Origin of the sequence: Flavobacterium notoginsengisoli, assembly GCF_042686225.1 — a bacterium.
Classification (GTDB): Bacteria; Bacteroidota; Bacteroidia; order Flavobacteriales; family Flavobacteriaceae; genus Flavobacterium; species Flavobacterium notoginsengisoli.
On sequence record NZ_JBHUOT010000010.1, the window covers coordinates 196,918 to 213,136 of the forward strand.

Below are 16,219 nucleotides of genomic sequence, written 5' to 3' on the forward strand. Positions count from 1 at the left end.
TTATGAATGCTGTTCTTTCTAAATTAATTATTTTATCAAGCTCCAGAGGAGCGTAATATTTATAGAACTTCAATTATGCATATGTAAAAGAGCTCCAGCGGAGCGAAATATATAATCATTGTAAAAAAGATATCGCTCCTCTGGAGCTTTACTATCGATACTGATACGATTTCTATAAATATTTCGCTTCTCCGAAGCGTATTTTTCTGTCTGATACTTTTCGAATAGTCTCATTGAATACATAATCGGTACTATTTCTTATCCGATACTAATACAATATTTGGTTTTGGAGCAGGTTTCATGTCTGCTCCCATATAAAAACTGGTATGTGGAGGCTGATTATAACCAACATTCTGCCATGCAATGCTCAATCTGTACTGTGGATCATGCATGAGTGTATACTGTCTGATTTGGGTCGGAATAGTGGTAGAATAAATTCGCAGCTCTTTATTGTCTTCCGATCTCAAAATCAATTCCTCACGCCAGTCGCCTAGAATATCTGCTGAAAGTGCCGGTGTCGATTTTGTACCATTATTAGAAACCGCACCATTTGCAGTAAACAAACGGCCTTTTTCATATTTATCGATATAATTCGAATTGAGAATTTCACGTGATGCATCTCCATCCCAATAAATTAAGAAATTAACCGAACTTGGTGCTTTCCCAACTACATTACCTTTCATATCATACAAATTTGGAGAACCTGACCACCAGAATTGAGCGCCTTTACGGGTTGGATCAATATTATCTGCAACACCTCTGCCGACATCTTCATTTAGAGAATCCGTAAATAAAACTTTTCCATCTGCAGCGGCATAAATAGTAACCCCAGGCCCTTTTGTACCATTTTCAATTTCATGAATTCCAAAAACTTCTAGACCTGGACGATCAGGATCTAAATCTGAAACATGAATGGCATCTCCATGTCTAAAACCCGTTGTGTACAAACCTTTTCCGTTGTCATCAACACACATCGAACCATAAATAATTTCATCTTTTCCATCATTATCCACATCAGTAACGGTAAGATTGTGATTTCCCATTCCCGAATAGGGATTCTCAGAATCTTTACTATCAAAAACCCATCTTGAAGTTAGTTTTTGATCCTTAAAATCCCAAGCCGCCAAAACTGTCCTTCCATAATAACCACGACACATTACAACGCTTGGATGAATTCCGTCAAGATAAGCAACACAAGCCAAAAAACGATCCATACGGTTTCCTTTAGTATCATTTCCACCGCTTCCGCCATGTCCTCCCCAGCCCGCCAAATCGCCTCTTTCTGCAATATAATCGACTGTTGTAATTAGTTTTCCTGTTTTTCCGTTAAAGACAGAAAGATATTCAGGGCCTTTTAAAATTTTTCCAAAAGTTGCTGAATTTGGATCTCGATCAACCCAGTCTTTTGATGCATCTCCTACCACATTATTCTGACTGTCTCTTGTACCGTCTGCTGTTTTGCATACAAACTCCGAAATTCCGTCACCATCCAAATCGTACACCATAAACTGAGTATAATGTGCGCCTTCACGAATGTTCTTTCCTAAATTGATTTCCCATAAAAATTTACCTTCCAAAGTATAGGCTTGAAAAACAGGAGGATCTGTAATTCCTGTATGTGAATTATCATGACCTTTTCCTGTCATGTGCACCACAAGATCATACTTTCCATCACCATCCAAATCACCCACCGAAAGATCATTTGCCGTATAACCTTCAATTTGTTTTAATGCAATTGACAAATAATCTTTGTCAGGGCTTGAAGCCGGAATCGTAAAACTTCCTTTTGCATCAGATTCTTTTCCTTTTAAAACCGTTTTTACAATCCAAGTATTTTCTTCTTGCGGATTTGCTTTTTCATCTATAAAATTTGTTGAGCCAGTAATGGATTTATCATTTAATTTTACTGCTTTTTTATTACCACTTTTACGATATAAATTAAAAGCCAGATCATCTGGATCAGTTCCTAAAACACGCCATCCAATAAAAAACTGACCTTTGTTTTTTACAGCAATAACGCCTCGATCGAGGTTTTCCATTTGCCTTTGTGCAGAAATAGAAACCGTTAAAAATGAAATTATTAATAGAATTATATTTTTCATGATTCATTATTTATTATAAAAATTTCACGCTCTAGATAGCTATCGGGATTAAAATGATTTTGGCAGATTAACAAAGATTTCTCAGGTATTCTTGTCATTCAGAGGAACGAGAAATCCTCGTAAGTGGCTCAATAAAGATTGACGATTTACTTTATGGAGTTCCTCGGAATGACAAGCTAAACTTAAAAACTTAGCATCTCAGAACCTTAGCAACTCAGAATCTCTCAAAAAAACTTCTTAAATCCTTCGCTTTTTACTTTCCATGTTCCATCTTTTGGGAAACCCGGATTCTCTTCATTAGTTCCGTCCCAACCCGCGCACATCATGGCTACTGCTGTCAGTAATCCGCCATTTCCTGGAAGATAAAGTGTTAATCGTTCTGCTTGATAATTATGTCCATTTTTCAGATAGGTATTCGTAGTCACATTCATAAACAAGGCATCAATTGCTTTTTCCGGCATTTGCAGACGAGCAGCAGACATAGCCGTCATTGGGAAATCCCAACCCCAGGTTTTATCCCATGACCAAGTCTTCCAAACCAAATCAAAAGTATTTTTCATGATTTTCTTATCCAACAAAGAAGTTTCTGGAAGCATTCCGAAAGTTCCTAAAACCGAAGGATGATCAGTTTTAAATTCTGGATTGGTATAAGAATCCGTCGCACTTTCTGTCGCAAGATAAACCTGATCTGAAATTGGCAGTGGAGACAATTTAGCTAAAACCGTTTCCCATTTCTCAGGTACTTTTTGGTTCAATTTTTTCTTCCATGCAATAGCTGTTTTCAAAGCCCAATTCCAATACGCCAACTCATAAGTCGGATTAAACGTTTCCATAGCTTTAAAACGTTCCTGCGCTGGAATAACGCCCGGCCCTAAAACATAACGGTCTTTTTTAGCATCATAATTAGCAAACGAAGCCATAAAATCTGCGGTTGCAAAAACTCTTTCGCTGTATAAATCTAAAGTTGCTTTTTCAGGTTTATTGCGATATAGTAATTCAGCATAGGTAATAAAATGAGGTTGCTGCCAAATCAGAAACGAACCTACAGATGACGGACTTTCGTTACCATCAGGATCAGTCATTTTCTGCCATCTTGCTCCTTCAAAACCTTGTCTTTTGGCAATATTTTTTGCTTTATCAAAAACTTTCTGATACCACGGAAGGCTTTTTTCTAATAAATCTGCTCTGTTCCAAAGCGCAAAATGAACACCGTGCCACCAATGCATTTCTAAATGTGGCTTTCCATACCAACTGTTGTAAGTTAATCCTGTTTCCTGCGGAGGCACTTTTCCTGTACATTGCACTTTGGTTAGATACTGCGACAAAATTACTCTGCGTTCCAATTCCTTGGCACGCGGATCTGTGCTTCCAGAAAAATCAACTGCAGCACCACTTTTCCAAAACTGTTCCCAGCCTTTGATACTGCTATTTTCGATAACCAAAAAAGAAGAATTTGAAACTGGTTTTTCCGCTAAAGCGAAAAGACAGCTTAATTCTAATACATCTATATTTGAGGGTTCTAAAACAAAATAATGTTCTCCTGTTTTCTTAATCTGCGCATTTCCTTTCCAGCTTAAACCCACATTATACGAAATACTGTCCATTACATGTTTTACAACAGCCTGTGTTTTAGATTTTTCAGATAAAGTACTTTTATAATCCTGTTTTCCTTCCCATTTTGTTCCCATATCAGCCCAATCTCCTGTTGGAAAAGGAATTCTTAAACTGATTTTCAGTCGTTTTTCTTTCAATAAAGCGGACTTAACTTTTACACCAATTTCATCTTTGTCTTGATGCGAAGCAGTATAAACGGTTACCGGAGTTCCTTCAACTTCAAAGTAACTTTCAATTTCGCCCGTCCATAAATTCAATTTTTGGGAAATCGCTTTAAGGTCGGTTGGCTTTATAATGCTTCCGTCTTTTTTAGTGATTTCAAAGCCTAAATTCCCCAATTGCAATAAATGTGGATTCTGCCTGAACCAGTTTACCGCCTCAACTCTTCTTGTCGGTTCCTTAATTTGAACAGTATATGAAATGTCTCTTCCATACTGTTTGTAATCTCTTAAAGTCTCTGAAAATTTATAGCCGTTTGCATTTTTATAACTGTCCCAGCCCCATTCTGACTGTGTTCCTAACGGAATTCCGTTTTGATACGTTTTTGGAAAAGTCTGAAGTCCTGTTGCATCCACCGTAAAGGCAAAAGCGCCATTCCCGACTGTTAAAGAAGCCAGCGTATCGATTGCTGTAATTTGAACATTATGACGATTCACCAGCGATTCTCGGTCGATTTTCTGCTGTGAAAAAAGCGAAAGTGAAAATAACAAAACACCAACAATAGCGTATTTCTTCATGTTTTTAAATTTTTAGTAAATTATTTATACAAATGACTAAACAAAACAATTGTATCAAACTGCATTTTAATCACTTATTAGTTCAGTTAATTTTTTATTTAGTTCTTCCCCTCTAATATTTCTTGCCACAATTTTCCCATTCTTATCTATCAGAAAATTTTCAGGAAGTGCATAAACGCCATACATCAATGCCGTTTTGCTTTCCCAAACCCCAAAGTCGCAAAATTGAGCCCACATCAGCCCATCTTTTTCGATTGCAGCAAGCCATTTTTTCTTATCCTTGTCTAAAGAGATTGCTACTATTTCGAATCCTTTTAGTTTATATTTTTCGTAGTTTTTTACTAAATTCGGATTCTCCTCTCGACAGGGTCCACACCAGGAAGCCCAAAATTCTAGCAGTGTCACTTTTCTAATTAATTTGGACAATTCTTTTGGAGTTCCATCTTTATCTTTCATTACAAAGTTGGCGTATTGATCTCCAATTTTAACATCTTTATTTAGCGTGATGTAATTTGAAATTCTTTTTCCGTATTCCGATTTTTTTACATCTCCAGAAAATCTTTCGTAACATCGCTTTGAATAATCCTTACCCCAGTCTGCAGCAAATACAGATAGAATAAAAGCACTTACAATAGTATTTGGGTTATCTTTTACAAATTTTTTCTCTAGCAGGTTTCTTTCTTCAAAAGATAATGTACTTGCATTTTCATAAAGTTTTTGCGTTAAATTTTCTGATTGAGAACCCGTTACATTCGCATTTTTGAAATCACCTTTAGAAGCATCAAAAAATATTTGATTATTCTCCAGCCAAATATCCCTCCACTGTGAAAATGCTTTATTATATAATAAAACTCGCAAAGGAAACTTGTCTATTTTTGTGGCAAAGACAAATTGATTGTCCTTTACCGTCGTCGAATCAATAATTTTATCGGTCAAATTATCTTTTAAATATAAGACTGTACCATTTTCTAAATTATTGGTTTTTCCACTTAAAGAAAAGCCTGATTCTTGCTTTATAGTAAAGGAAACCACAGCTATTATAACTAACACAAATACGATTTTCTTCATACTTATTCCTTTTTTTATCAAGAGTTTTTTGAACTCCAGAAATTAATTAGCAAACATCTTATTTTGATTTTTTAACTAAAAACTTAAAATTTTGACTGCCTAACAAACCTTCACTAGTTACTCCTTCAATAGTCCCCATAAAAAGGCTTTTAATATCCGAACAGAAAAAACTTATATTAGCCTCGCCCTGCAGATTGGTAACTATATCTGGTTTCCAAAATAAAGTATTTCTATAATCCGGAGTTGAATTGATTATGGTTACATCATCATAAACAGCTTCATAAAACACTTTTTTACCATAATAACCTTCGACAGCAACGGTGTTGAACATTTTTAACAACTCTGCTTCAGTATAATCTTTATAATGATAAATAGTGTTTGTAGTAACATCACCTGTAAATATTTTATACTGTTTGCCTTCTACCGGTTTTGTGATTTCTCCACCGTGTTTTACCCAATTTGGACAATTTAAAACATTTAAAGAACACACATAATCACTATTGAGTTTCGCTAAACTGTCTAATTTTCCAATATACTTGTCTCGAAACATTTTCTTTTTGGCAACAATCAAAACTTCATTTAATTTATTTACAGTTTCACGACCAGAAAATGAAAAACTTTCTTCCGTTTGCACTTTTTTAAGTTCTGCGAAAGGGTAAACTACGATTTTGTCTTTACGGTTTTTATTAATTTGTTCAAACGAGAAATCTTTAACATTAATCAAATATTTAGGCTTTGTTAAGGCCAATAGCTTAAAATAAGTATATCCATTTTCTCCTTTTTTCAAATGATCCGGTGTAATTGTAAAACTTCCTTCTTCATCAATAGTTATAAGATCTTTACCTTTAAAATCATCTGCTGCAAATACCACAACACCTTTTTGTGTAGCTATAATGGATGCTTTCTTATCTGGTTTTTCTAACTGAACTTTACCTCTTAACTCGTCAGAAACTATAGGTGTTATGGTATTGCCGTACTCTCTATAATTCTCTTCGTTCCAAACATAATTTCTCCATCCCTGAGTCAGCATTAATACATCTAAACTTTCTTTACGATCTTTATTTTGTTCATCAAAATAATAAGCCGGATTGTAAATATTTCCTTTTAGCTGTGTAGAAAGCAAATAATGACTTTGAATATTTTTTGCATCTTGTTTATTATGGTACAAGCTATCATGAATACTTAATCCCAAATGAGCTACTACTGCCTGATTATTTTGATCTGTCACTTTTATTTTTAAATTCACTTTACCCCTAGTGGTGTAATCGATCTTATCCAATTCTGTTTTAATTGCTAACTTTTGCTCAGGATTTACATATACAAGTCTTTCTGCTACTGGTAATAAATCTTTATTGAAAAGTGTCACTTCTGCAATTCCCTGCGGCACGTCTTTTATAGGAATTTTGACAACTAATTCTTTTTTCAGCATTCCAACAGCAATACTATACACAATTCCACGCACTTGTAAGCGCAGATATATCTTTTCTTCTGGCAAAACATCACTTTGCGAAACCCTGAAAACCAAAGTTTCTTTAGTATTTTTCATTAAGCTAAAAACCTTACCACTTGCATGTATTGTATCTATTGACAAAGTCTCAATAAGCGTAGGTTCATTTAATTGAATGTGATATTTTTTATTCTCAAATGGAGTTATACTAATTACTCCCATTCCAGCATGACCACTTTTAAACTTTTGCAAAGGAATGTTATCTTCAAATAAAGTGCCCGAAACAGCTACTGGTAAACCTTTTGAATTTACAGCTTTAAATCCCAAGCGACTCTGAATCCCCGAAATTAATTTTCCACCTTCTGGAAAAGAAGAAAAATGCACCGCATTATCATTTTCTGTAACAACTGTATTTTTTACCTGGTTAATTGTTTTTACAATTTTTATTTTTTTTAGCGCATAAAATTCTTTGGGCTCTTTAAAAAACGAGTAAGCACTATAACCTGCCAATGTATAATTCCCTTCTGGCAAAGAATTTTCAAGAAAAAGATGTCCATTGACAAAACCATTTTCAATTTCATACTTTTTCTCCCAAACTACATTATCCGTTTTATCTTCAATTAATTGTAAAAACAATGTTTTACTGCGTATTGAAGGTGTAAAATATTGTCCATCCAAAACATATCCTTTGAACCAAACATCTTCCTCTGTTTCATAAATGTTTTTACTCGTTTGTATATATACAACATCTGCAACTACATATTGTGTGGCTTTTTGCAAATTTTCAGCTAACTGATCAGAGCCATCCGTTTTGACTTGTGCATAAGAGGGCAAAGAGCTTAATATCCCTATGGCAAGGACAGCTTTAGAAAAGTATAAAAAACAATTCCGTTTTGCACTCATTAATTATATTTTTTATTTCAGTTTACAGGTTCAAAAAGGCTTCAATTTCGCTCAGAATTATTGTGAAAACGAATGTCTTTCTGAGCATCCCGCGACTTCGGCAGAAGTCCATTTTACATCTCACATTTTACAATTTTATAATTATCAAATTGACTCATTATCAAATTATCGAATTAAAGTCAAACTCATCAAACCAATCACCACATCATTAGCAATGGTTTTCAAAGTCAAACTTTTTAATGTTTTATTTTTATCCAATGGCAAATCCAGAATCGTTCCCGCACCGCCTTCGACTCCATAATTGGTAAGTCCTTTTATGGGTTTAAAATCTTTAAAATCTCTCGAAATTTCTCCCGATTTCAGATAAACTCTTGGTGGTTTTGGAGCATCCGTAGTAAATGCTAGTCCGTCAATAAAATAATCCTGCTCAATCGGCCACCAGTTTTCTGGATTTTTAAGTGCTAAAATTTCAGAAGTTCCGTCTGTATAATTTACTATGATTTCACCATTTGTCATTCGGCTCTGCATCGGATTCGTCGTTCCTGCTACCATAAAATAAACATGTGAAGCTTTTCCGGATAACGGAATCGTAACACTTTCCGGATAATTATCCCACATGGAAGTGAAAACAATATTTTTTTTGTCTGCTGCAGAAGGCGTTTTAAATAGAATTCCTTCGGGAGAAGTAATTTGTTCTTTGTTTTTTGCTTTTTCACGAAGTCCGCTGTCGTCAATTTTTACCTCTAAATTGGGATAACACCAATTCCCGATTCCCTGTTTCGGAAGCTGTAATGTAGTAGTTTTTGGCCTTGGCGAAAGATATTCATTGGTAAAAACATCTGTAACTTTAGCATTAAAATAAGAAGAAAGAGCAATCGATTCCTGTTTATGGGAAGCCGAAAACGGAATATCCCAATTGATTATTTCAATATTTTGAATGTATGAATTGCCATTTTTAATTTCCAATCTGTTCGTTCCCGGCATTAAATCCTGAACTGGAATTTGAACTGTTTTCTTTTCTAAAACATTAAAATTAATTGGCTGGCTCGCTTTTTCATTTTTATTTAAAACCAAAGAACCTTCCATCTTTTTTACAGTATTGTTTTTAATGGAAACTTCTAAAGTATTGGCTTCTGTAAGTTTTGCTGCAGCTTCTAATTTTGGTTTAAAATTAACTTCGACAGGATGCCACCAAGACATTTCGCCTTGTTTCAGTTTTATAAAAAACACGCTGTTTCCTTCTCCATTAAGCTTTCCATGAAGCTCATTTTGAGTTTTCGAAATAGCACTTAAAACCGACTGCGGATCGTAAACCGAAAGAATTTCAGCTTTAAGAGTCATCATATGCAAATCTTGACCGCTAGTATAAAATGGTGTTTGTTTTTTTGTTTCTAACGGAAAACCTTTCCAATTTACAACCACGTCATAAACGGCATTGTAAGGCACTTCAATACAAATTTTTGGTTTTCCGATACTTTCCGAAATTGCGCTATAAGAAGCAGTTTTGCCGTTTATCATGATACTTTCGATTTTATCATAAGGTGCATCCAAAAGCAACTTTAAACTCATTTTGGATGGAAAACGATTTTCGATTTTATAGCTGTCTTTTTTATTTTCTCTTTTAAAAGAAAAGGAAATATCCGGGATTTCAATTGAGGCTTGATCCCATTGAGAAGGAAAACCAGGAGAAATAGTCAAAGTTCCCGCTAATGCATCAGGTTGAATTCCGTAAAGTCCTTCAACTAAAGTCCTTGAAGCCATTCCGATTGGATCGGCAAAATCACGATACAGCTCGCCACGCATTGCATCTTGGTACAAAAGCTGTTCAAAAGCTCCTGGCGAAGCTCCTAAATACATGCTTTCTATCAAAGCGCTTTCCCATAAATGATACGCTTTTTCGGCTTGTCCACCCTGCCAAAAGGCCAAAGCGGTATGCAATTGTTCCGCCAATGCCACATTATTGACTGACCAAGTGTAAGGCTGCCAATTCGTGGTACTAATGGTAAATAAATCAGTTCTATCTAATCCTTCCGCTTCAATGGGTATGCGAGGAATTTGTTTATCCACATAATGCAACATCTGGAAACTCTCAAATGGAGTAGACATTTCAGAATCAATCGTATGATAAATACTCCATATTCCAGGAGTTTCGTGTAATAATCTATTTCCTAAAGCGTCTTTATACTCTGCAAAAATTCCTTTTTTTGGAAGCCATAAAGTCTGATTGGAAGCCTTTAAGATTTTGTCTGCCTCTTTTGAAAATGGAAGTCCATCTTCTTGTATTTTTTGGGCTGTAGAAGCAATAGTTTTATTGGCATAATAATTATAGGCTGAAGAATGAATTACGGCACCACCACTATATTGAAGGGCGTCACTCGCCCAGATAGAAGCATAAGCATCATAAAGACCATCGCTATCTGCGTCAAAATTTCGTTTTTCCCAGTTAATGTGCCTCTGAAGTACAGGCCACATTTCCTTCATAAAATCAGTATCTCCAGTCCATTTAAAATGACGCAGCATCTGGTCGATAAAAACCAAATTCATATCATAATGATGCGCAACAGTATTTTTATTCGGATTTCTGTTGATGTAACCGCTGCTGAACATGGATGTTCCTATTTCTTCTTTCTGTCTCGCAAGATTTTTTTCAGGATCAAACACCACAGGGCCATTTTCAGGACTTGTAACCTGTGAGTTGCTGTAACTCTTAAAATGAGATTTTGCACGATCATGCCATCCTAAAGGATCAGCTGTGTAAGCACCGCGCCAGGCATTAAGATACATTCTCCATGCTACTGCTCCATGCAGATAAGCTGGACTTTCCCAAATTCCGTCAGAAGCAATTGAAAGTACAGCTCCCAAGGTATTGATGTAAGGATCTGGCGTAACTACCTTTACTCTATTGGCTAAAACTGCTGTTTGCTGAACAGCTTCTTCGTAAAACGATGCAATATCTTTCTGTGTAAGATTTTGTAGTTTTTCAGGAGTCAGAAACCAATAATTTTCGTTTTGAAAGTTCTTGACTTTTCCCGCAACCACCATTAGTGATTCTGAATTGGAATTATACAATTCTAAAGGCGAGCTCTGTTTCTCGGCATTTGCCAAATGAACAGCTGAATCAGGAAAATAACCTGTTAAACTCTTATTGTTTCCGTCTTTTTGTTTGTTGCTTTCTGAACCATATTCCAACAGAAAAGACTCTTTTTCTAAAGTATACTTATTATTGATGCAATATTCAGGTTTCAAATAAAACACCGATTCGGGGTCGGCTCCGATATCTCCGTCACGACTAAACTTTTTCCCTGTCGCACCACCGTAAACCCAAACAAGACTGCAATCTTTTGGCACATTGCTACCTGATACTTTAATGATAAAACCTTCTTTTTCTCTTAAAGCGACTACATCAACAATTAGTTTTCCACTTCCCAAAAGAGCATCTTGAATTTCGTAGTGCATGGTTCCTTGAACATAGCTGGTGTGAATTTTTGATGCTTCAGTAATCCATCTGCTGTTTTTACCACTTATTAAACCCAATTTAAAATTGCCTCCCATTCCTGGCATGTAGAGCGCAAATTCTGGTAAATCTCCCGCCTCTGCCCTAAATCCGGTATTGGAACCATAAAGTGCCCTGTTAAATTTTCTAGTGCCATTTTTTAATACAAAACTATTTCCCTCGGGTGCGTAATGAATTTTACGCGTCGTTTTTTCCTGTCCGTTTATTACTAACGAATTCCAGAAAAGAATGCCAATAAATACTGCAATAAGGGATGTTTTAGATTTCATAAAAATGGCTAAAAAATTATGTTTTTAAAATAAATACATAACGAAATTATTTATTGATTTTTTTATCAATTCAATATTATTTTCATGCAATTTCTTTGTTTTTTCATTACATCGTATCCTGTACATACCTGACTTATAGAATAAAAATTTACTTTTTTCATCGTTTTTTAACATCATAGTACAGGATACTATATAAAATCATAACGATTAGATTTGAAAATAAAATAAATTAAAATCTTAAAAAATTGACTAAATTTTTCACATATTCCTATTTATTCTTGTTCTCTGTTTTGATCTCGTTTCCTTTGTTTGCGAGCAATTCAACCAAAAATATCTTTCCAGCCAAAGTCGTTTTGGAAGACAGTCTAAAAAAAACAATGCTTTTTCAGTTTGGCACTGATTTAAAAATCAAAAAAGGGATTTCGGTAACAAAATCTTTAAAATACAAATCTGATTTAGGATATGGATTTGACTTTAATACCGAATCCAACCTAAAATTAAACTCCAATTCTTTTTCTATTGAAAAGCCTGTCTACTTTTCTGTAAAACTTCCTGAAGGAAATTATCAAGTTGAAGTAGTTTTAGGAATTCCTCAAAAAGACCTTAAAACAACCATAAAAGCGGAGTCCCGCCGATTAATGGTTAATGAGTTTATTGTAGCAAAAGGAAAATCAGCAGGACAAGTTTTTAATGTAAATGTTAGAAATCCTAAAATTGATGACAAACTGAGTGTTACTCTTAAAGACCGCGAAAAAGATATCTTAGATTGGGATGATAAATTGACACTTGAATTTCTAGGCGAAACAGCTGTTCAGAGTATCAAAATCACAAAAAAAGACAATTTAACGGTTCTCTATCTAGCCGGAGATTCTACTGTTACCGACCAAGATGTAGAGCCTTGGGCATCGTGGGGACAATTCATCACTGCTTATTTTAATGAAAATGTTGTTGTAGCAAATTATGCGTATTCGGGTTCTTCATTGAGTTCTTTTAAAGCCAGCAACCGCTTGAAAAAAATACTTTTCCAAATCAAAAAAGGAGATTATCTTTTTGTGGAATTTGGTCATAATGACGAAAAAATAAAAGGCGCCGGCAATGGCCCGTGGGAATCGTATTCAGATTTATTGGCAGAATTTACTCAGGCAGCTAAAGATAAAGGCGCAATTCCGATTTTAGTTACTCCAACACAGCGCCGTTTTTTCAATGAAAATGGCACTCTAAAAGATACGCATGGCGATTTTCCTCCAGCGATGCGTGCCGTGGCTCAAAAAAACAATACAGCTCTTATTGATATTACAAAAATGACAACCGAGCTTTACGAAACCTGGGGCGATGAAGTATCCAGAAAAGCTTTTGTACAATATCCTGCCAACACCTTTCCTGGTCAGGAAAAAGTATTGGACGACAATACGCATTTTAATAGCTTTGGGGCTAACGAAATTGCGCTTTGTGTAATTAAGGGAATCCGACAGCTTGATGTTCCGTTAAAAAAACAAATCAAAAAAGATATTCCAGATTACGATCCGAAGAAACCTAACTATATTTCGAGTTGGACACTGCCAATGAGTGCTCGCTTTGAAATTTCAAAACCAGATGGAAACTAACCAAAGAACCAACTTTTATGCAACTAAAAAAACTTAAATTTCAGTGGATTACAGCCCTGACCATTTTTATTTCGTTACATCTTACAGCACAGCAGACTGACAAAATCTATCTTTCGGGAAAAGATTTTGAACATCCTGTACAATGGGATTTTTACTGCACCGACGGTAATAACAGTAAAAAATGGTCAAAAATAAATGTCCCTTCTCAATGGGAATTGGAAGGTTTTGGGGAATATACCTACGGTCGCTGGTATAAAGAACTAAACCAAAAAGAACCAAGCAAAGAAGAAGGTTTATACAAATATGAATTTGAAGTTCCAGCATCTTACAAGGACAAGGAAGTGAAGATTGTTTTTGGCGGTGCCATGACGGACACTGAGGTAAAAGTAAACGGAAAGCTAGCAGGCGCTATTCATCAAGGCGGTTTTTATGAGTTTAAATATGATATTTCATCGTTAGTAACTTATGATGCTAAAAATATTCTGGAAGTCCATGTCTGGAAACACTCTGCTAACAAATCGGTTAATGCAGCTGAAAGAAGAGCCGACTGGTGGTTGTTTGGAGGTATTTATCGTCCGGTTTGGCTGGAAGTTTCTCCTAAAACCAATATTCAGCATATAGCCGTAAATCCAAAAATGGATGGCAGCATCACAGTTGATTTGGATTTAAAAAATATTCCAAAAAATACCACTTTAGAAGCCTCGTTAAAAGGTTTAAACGGAGAAAGTCTGGAAGCTTTTTCTTTTCCGCTTAAAGCGAAAACTACTAAAGAAAGGATTTCGGCACAATGGAAAAACATCAAACCTTGGAATCCAGAAAATCCTAATTTATATGAATTACAATTGGTTTTAAAACAAAACGGAAATGTAATTCATCAATACAATAAAAAAATAGGTTTCAGGACTCTGGAGTTTAAAAAACAGGACGGAATTTATGTAAACGGAACTAAAATTGTCATGAAGGGAATTAACCGTCATTCGTTTTGGCCAGAAGGAGGACGAAGCACCAGCAAAAGAATCAGTGAACTGGACGGAAAACTAATCAAAGACATGAACATGAATGCTGTCCGCGGGCATTATCCTCCAGACGAACACTTTCTAGAAGTTTGTGATTCTCTTGGAATTTTTGTTTTAAATGAACTGGCAGGCTGGCAAAACTCATACGATACGGAAACGGGAACGAAATTGGTCGGCGAAATGGTAACACGTGACGTCAATCATCCATCTGTAATTATCTGGGACAATGGAAATGAAGGAGGATGGAATTATGAAGTTGATAAGGTTTTTGCTGAAAAAGACCCGCAGAAACGAATTGTGATTCATCCGTGGGCTGATTTTAACGGCTGGGATACACATCATTATCCAACTTACTTAACGGGAATGCATCGTTTTAATGCGGGCGAGAATGTGTTTTTTCCAACCGAATTTATGCACGGAACTTATGATAACGGTCACGGCGCCGCACTGGAAGATTTCTGGAACCGCTACAAAGAAAGTCCGCTTTTTGCTGGAGGTTTTATGTGGGCGATGCTAGACGAAGCAGTAAAACGCTCAGATTGGACTGGAGATATGAAATTTGACTCGAAAGGTTCTTTAGCAGCCGATGGAATTTTAGGGCCTCATCGCGAAAAAGAAGGTAGTTATTATACTGTAAAGGAAGTTTGGGCACCCATCCAGTTTCAGCCAAAACAAGTTACTCCAAATTTTGACGGTTCTTTTCTGATTACAAATGATTATTTGTTCAGCAATCTGAACTCGTGCAGAATGGAATTTAAAGTACTAAAATCTGATGCAGACGTTTTATACAGCAACAAAAATGCACAAGCAATAAGTTCTGGCAAAATTCAAATTCCAGATATAAATCCGGGAGAAACACGTAAAATTCAGTTTGCCGTTCCAAACAATTTTGCTGAGGGAGATGTACTTTCTATTACCGCTTATGACCAGTTTGACAAAGAAATTTATACTTGGACATGGCCAATTCATAAAGCGCTTTTTTATGCCAATAAGTTTTTAGCCGTTCAAAATACAAAAGCAAAAGCATCGGCAATTAAAACGGCAACCGAAGTTACTTTAAAAGGAAATAATGTTACCGTTGTTCTCAATGCTGCTAATGGAGAAATTACTTCTGTTAAAAACGGAATTTCAACTATTCCATTAACAAATGGCCCGCGTCCTATCGGAATGAAAGCTAAATTAAAAGACATTCAGGTTTCACAAGAGGGAGATAAAGCAGTTTGTTTGGTTTCCTATGTTGGTGGAATTTCAACTATAAAATGGACAATGGAAGCTGACGGAAGATTTAAAATGGAAATGATTGTCCTGAAAAACGAAAAAGCACCAAGCGGTTTTGATGGTTTTGACGGAGCATTTTTTGAAGATAAAATCAATTCTTTCGGAATCACTTTCAGTTTTCCTGAAAAGGATGTCACGGGTATGAAATGGTTTGGAAGGGGGCCATACCGTGTTTGGAAAAATAGAATAAAAGGCACTACCTACGGAATTTGGGAGAAAGATTATAATACTACAATAACAGGAGAAAGTTTTGAAAATCTGGTATATCCTGAATTTAAGGGCTATCATGCTAATGTTATTGGAGCAAATTTAAAAGCGGGAACTTCTTCTTTTAAAGTTTTCAGTGAATCTGATAATCTATTTTTGAGGTTATTTACTCCGGATTTGCCTAAAAATGGTTTCCCTGGCAGTTATCCGCAGCCAGCTTTTCCGGAAGGAGATATTTCGTTTATGTATGAAATTCCAGCCATGAGAGATTTTAAACCTCTTGAACAGCAAGGGCCTCAAAGTCAGCCTACCAATATTCGCATCAAAAGTGGAGACGAGGGAATCAAAATGAATCTATGGTTTGATTTTAGAGATAAAATATAGTTTTAAGTTTAAATACTAAAATCTTTTAACCGCAAAGAACGCTAAGATTTTTATCTGTTGATATTGAAAGAAAATA

7 protein-coding genes are annotated in these 16,219 nt (G+C 35.6%); 2 read left to right on the plus strand and 5 right to left on the minus strand.

Going from position 1 to position 16,219, the window contains the following annotated elements; genetic code table 11:
- Positions 1-251: 251 nt before the first annotated feature.
- From ACFS3A_RS20735 to ACFS3A_RS20755, 5 genes are all read right to left on the minus strand, one after another.
- Positions 252-2,102, minus strand: coding sequence for a rhamnogalacturonan lyase (locus ACFS3A_RS20735; protein ID WP_379827471.1), 1,851 nt, complete (start codon positions 2,100-2,102; stop codon positions 252-254).
- 224 nt (positions 2,103-2,326) lie between these two features.
- Positions 2,327-4,453 (minus strand): hypothetical protein, encoded by a 2,127-nt coding sequence (locus ACFS3A_RS20740; protein ID WP_379827472.1) that lies wholly within the window; start codon positions 4,451-4,453, stop codon positions 2,327-2,329.
- Positions 4,454-4,519: 66 nt separating this feature from the next.
- Positions 4,520-5,542, minus strand: coding sequence for a redoxin domain-containing protein (locus ACFS3A_RS20745; protein WP_379827473.1), 1,023 nt, complete (start codon positions 5,540-5,542; stop codon positions 4,520-4,522).
- Positions 5,543-5,579: 37 nt separating this feature from the next.
- Complete coding sequence (locus ACFS3A_RS20750) at positions 5,580-7,871, minus strand: hypothetical protein (RefSeq protein WP_379827474.1); 2,292 nt, start codon at positions 7,869-7,871, stop codon at positions 5,580-5,582.
- A 165-nt stretch (positions 7,872-8,036) separates the two neighbouring features.
- The gene (locus tag ACFS3A_RS20755) at positions 8,037-11,654 is read right to left on the minus strand and encodes a DUF4450 domain-containing protein (protein ID WP_379827475.1); all 3,618 of its coding nucleotides are present in this window, start codon (positions 11,652-11,654) and stop codon (positions 8,037-8,039) included.
- Between the two features lie 245 nt (positions 11,655-11,899).
- Here ACFS3A_RS20755 and ACFS3A_RS20760 point away from each other — a divergent pair, with 245 nt between their 5' ends.
- Together ACFS3A_RS20760 and ACFS3A_RS20765 are read left to right on the plus strand one after the other, a co-directional pair.
- On the plus strand, positions 11,900-13,258 hold the full coding sequence (locus ACFS3A_RS20760) for a rhamnogalacturonan acetylesterase (protein ID WP_379827476.1): 1,359 nt from the start codon (positions 11,900-11,902) through the stop codon (positions 13,256-13,258).
- A 17-nt stretch (positions 13,259-13,275) separates the two neighbouring features.
- Entirely contained in the window at positions 13,276-16,143 is a 2,868-nt protein-coding gene (locus ACFS3A_RS20765) for a glycoside hydrolase family 2 TIM barrel-domain containing protein (RefSeq protein ID WP_379827477.1), read from the plus strand.
- Positions 16,144-16,219: the final 76 nt, after the last annotated feature.

What these genes read in the sequence shown, in the direction of transcription:
- ACFS3A_RS20735 (WP_379827471.1), bottom strand. Translation starts at nt 2,102, where the DNA reads ATGAAAAATATAATTCTATTAATAATTTCATTTTTAACGGTTTCTATT.
- ACFS3A_RS20740 (WP_379827472.1), bottom strand. Translation starts at nt 4,453, where the DNA reads ATGAAGAAATACGCTATTGTTGGTGTTTTGTTATTTTCACTTTCGCTT.
- ACFS3A_RS20750 (WP_379827474.1), bottom strand. Translation starts at nt 7,871, where the DNA reads ATGAGTGCAAAACGGAATTGTTTTTTATACTTTTCTAAAGCTGTCCTT.
- ACFS3A_RS20755 (WP_379827475.1), bottom strand. Translation starts at nt 11,654, where the DNA reads ATGAAATCTAAAACATCCCTTATTGCAGTATTTATTGGCATTCTTTTC.
- ACFS3A_RS20765 (WP_379827477.1), top strand. Translation starts at nt 13,276, where the DNA reads ATGCAACTAAAAAAACTTAAATTTCAGTGGATTACAGCCCTGACCATT.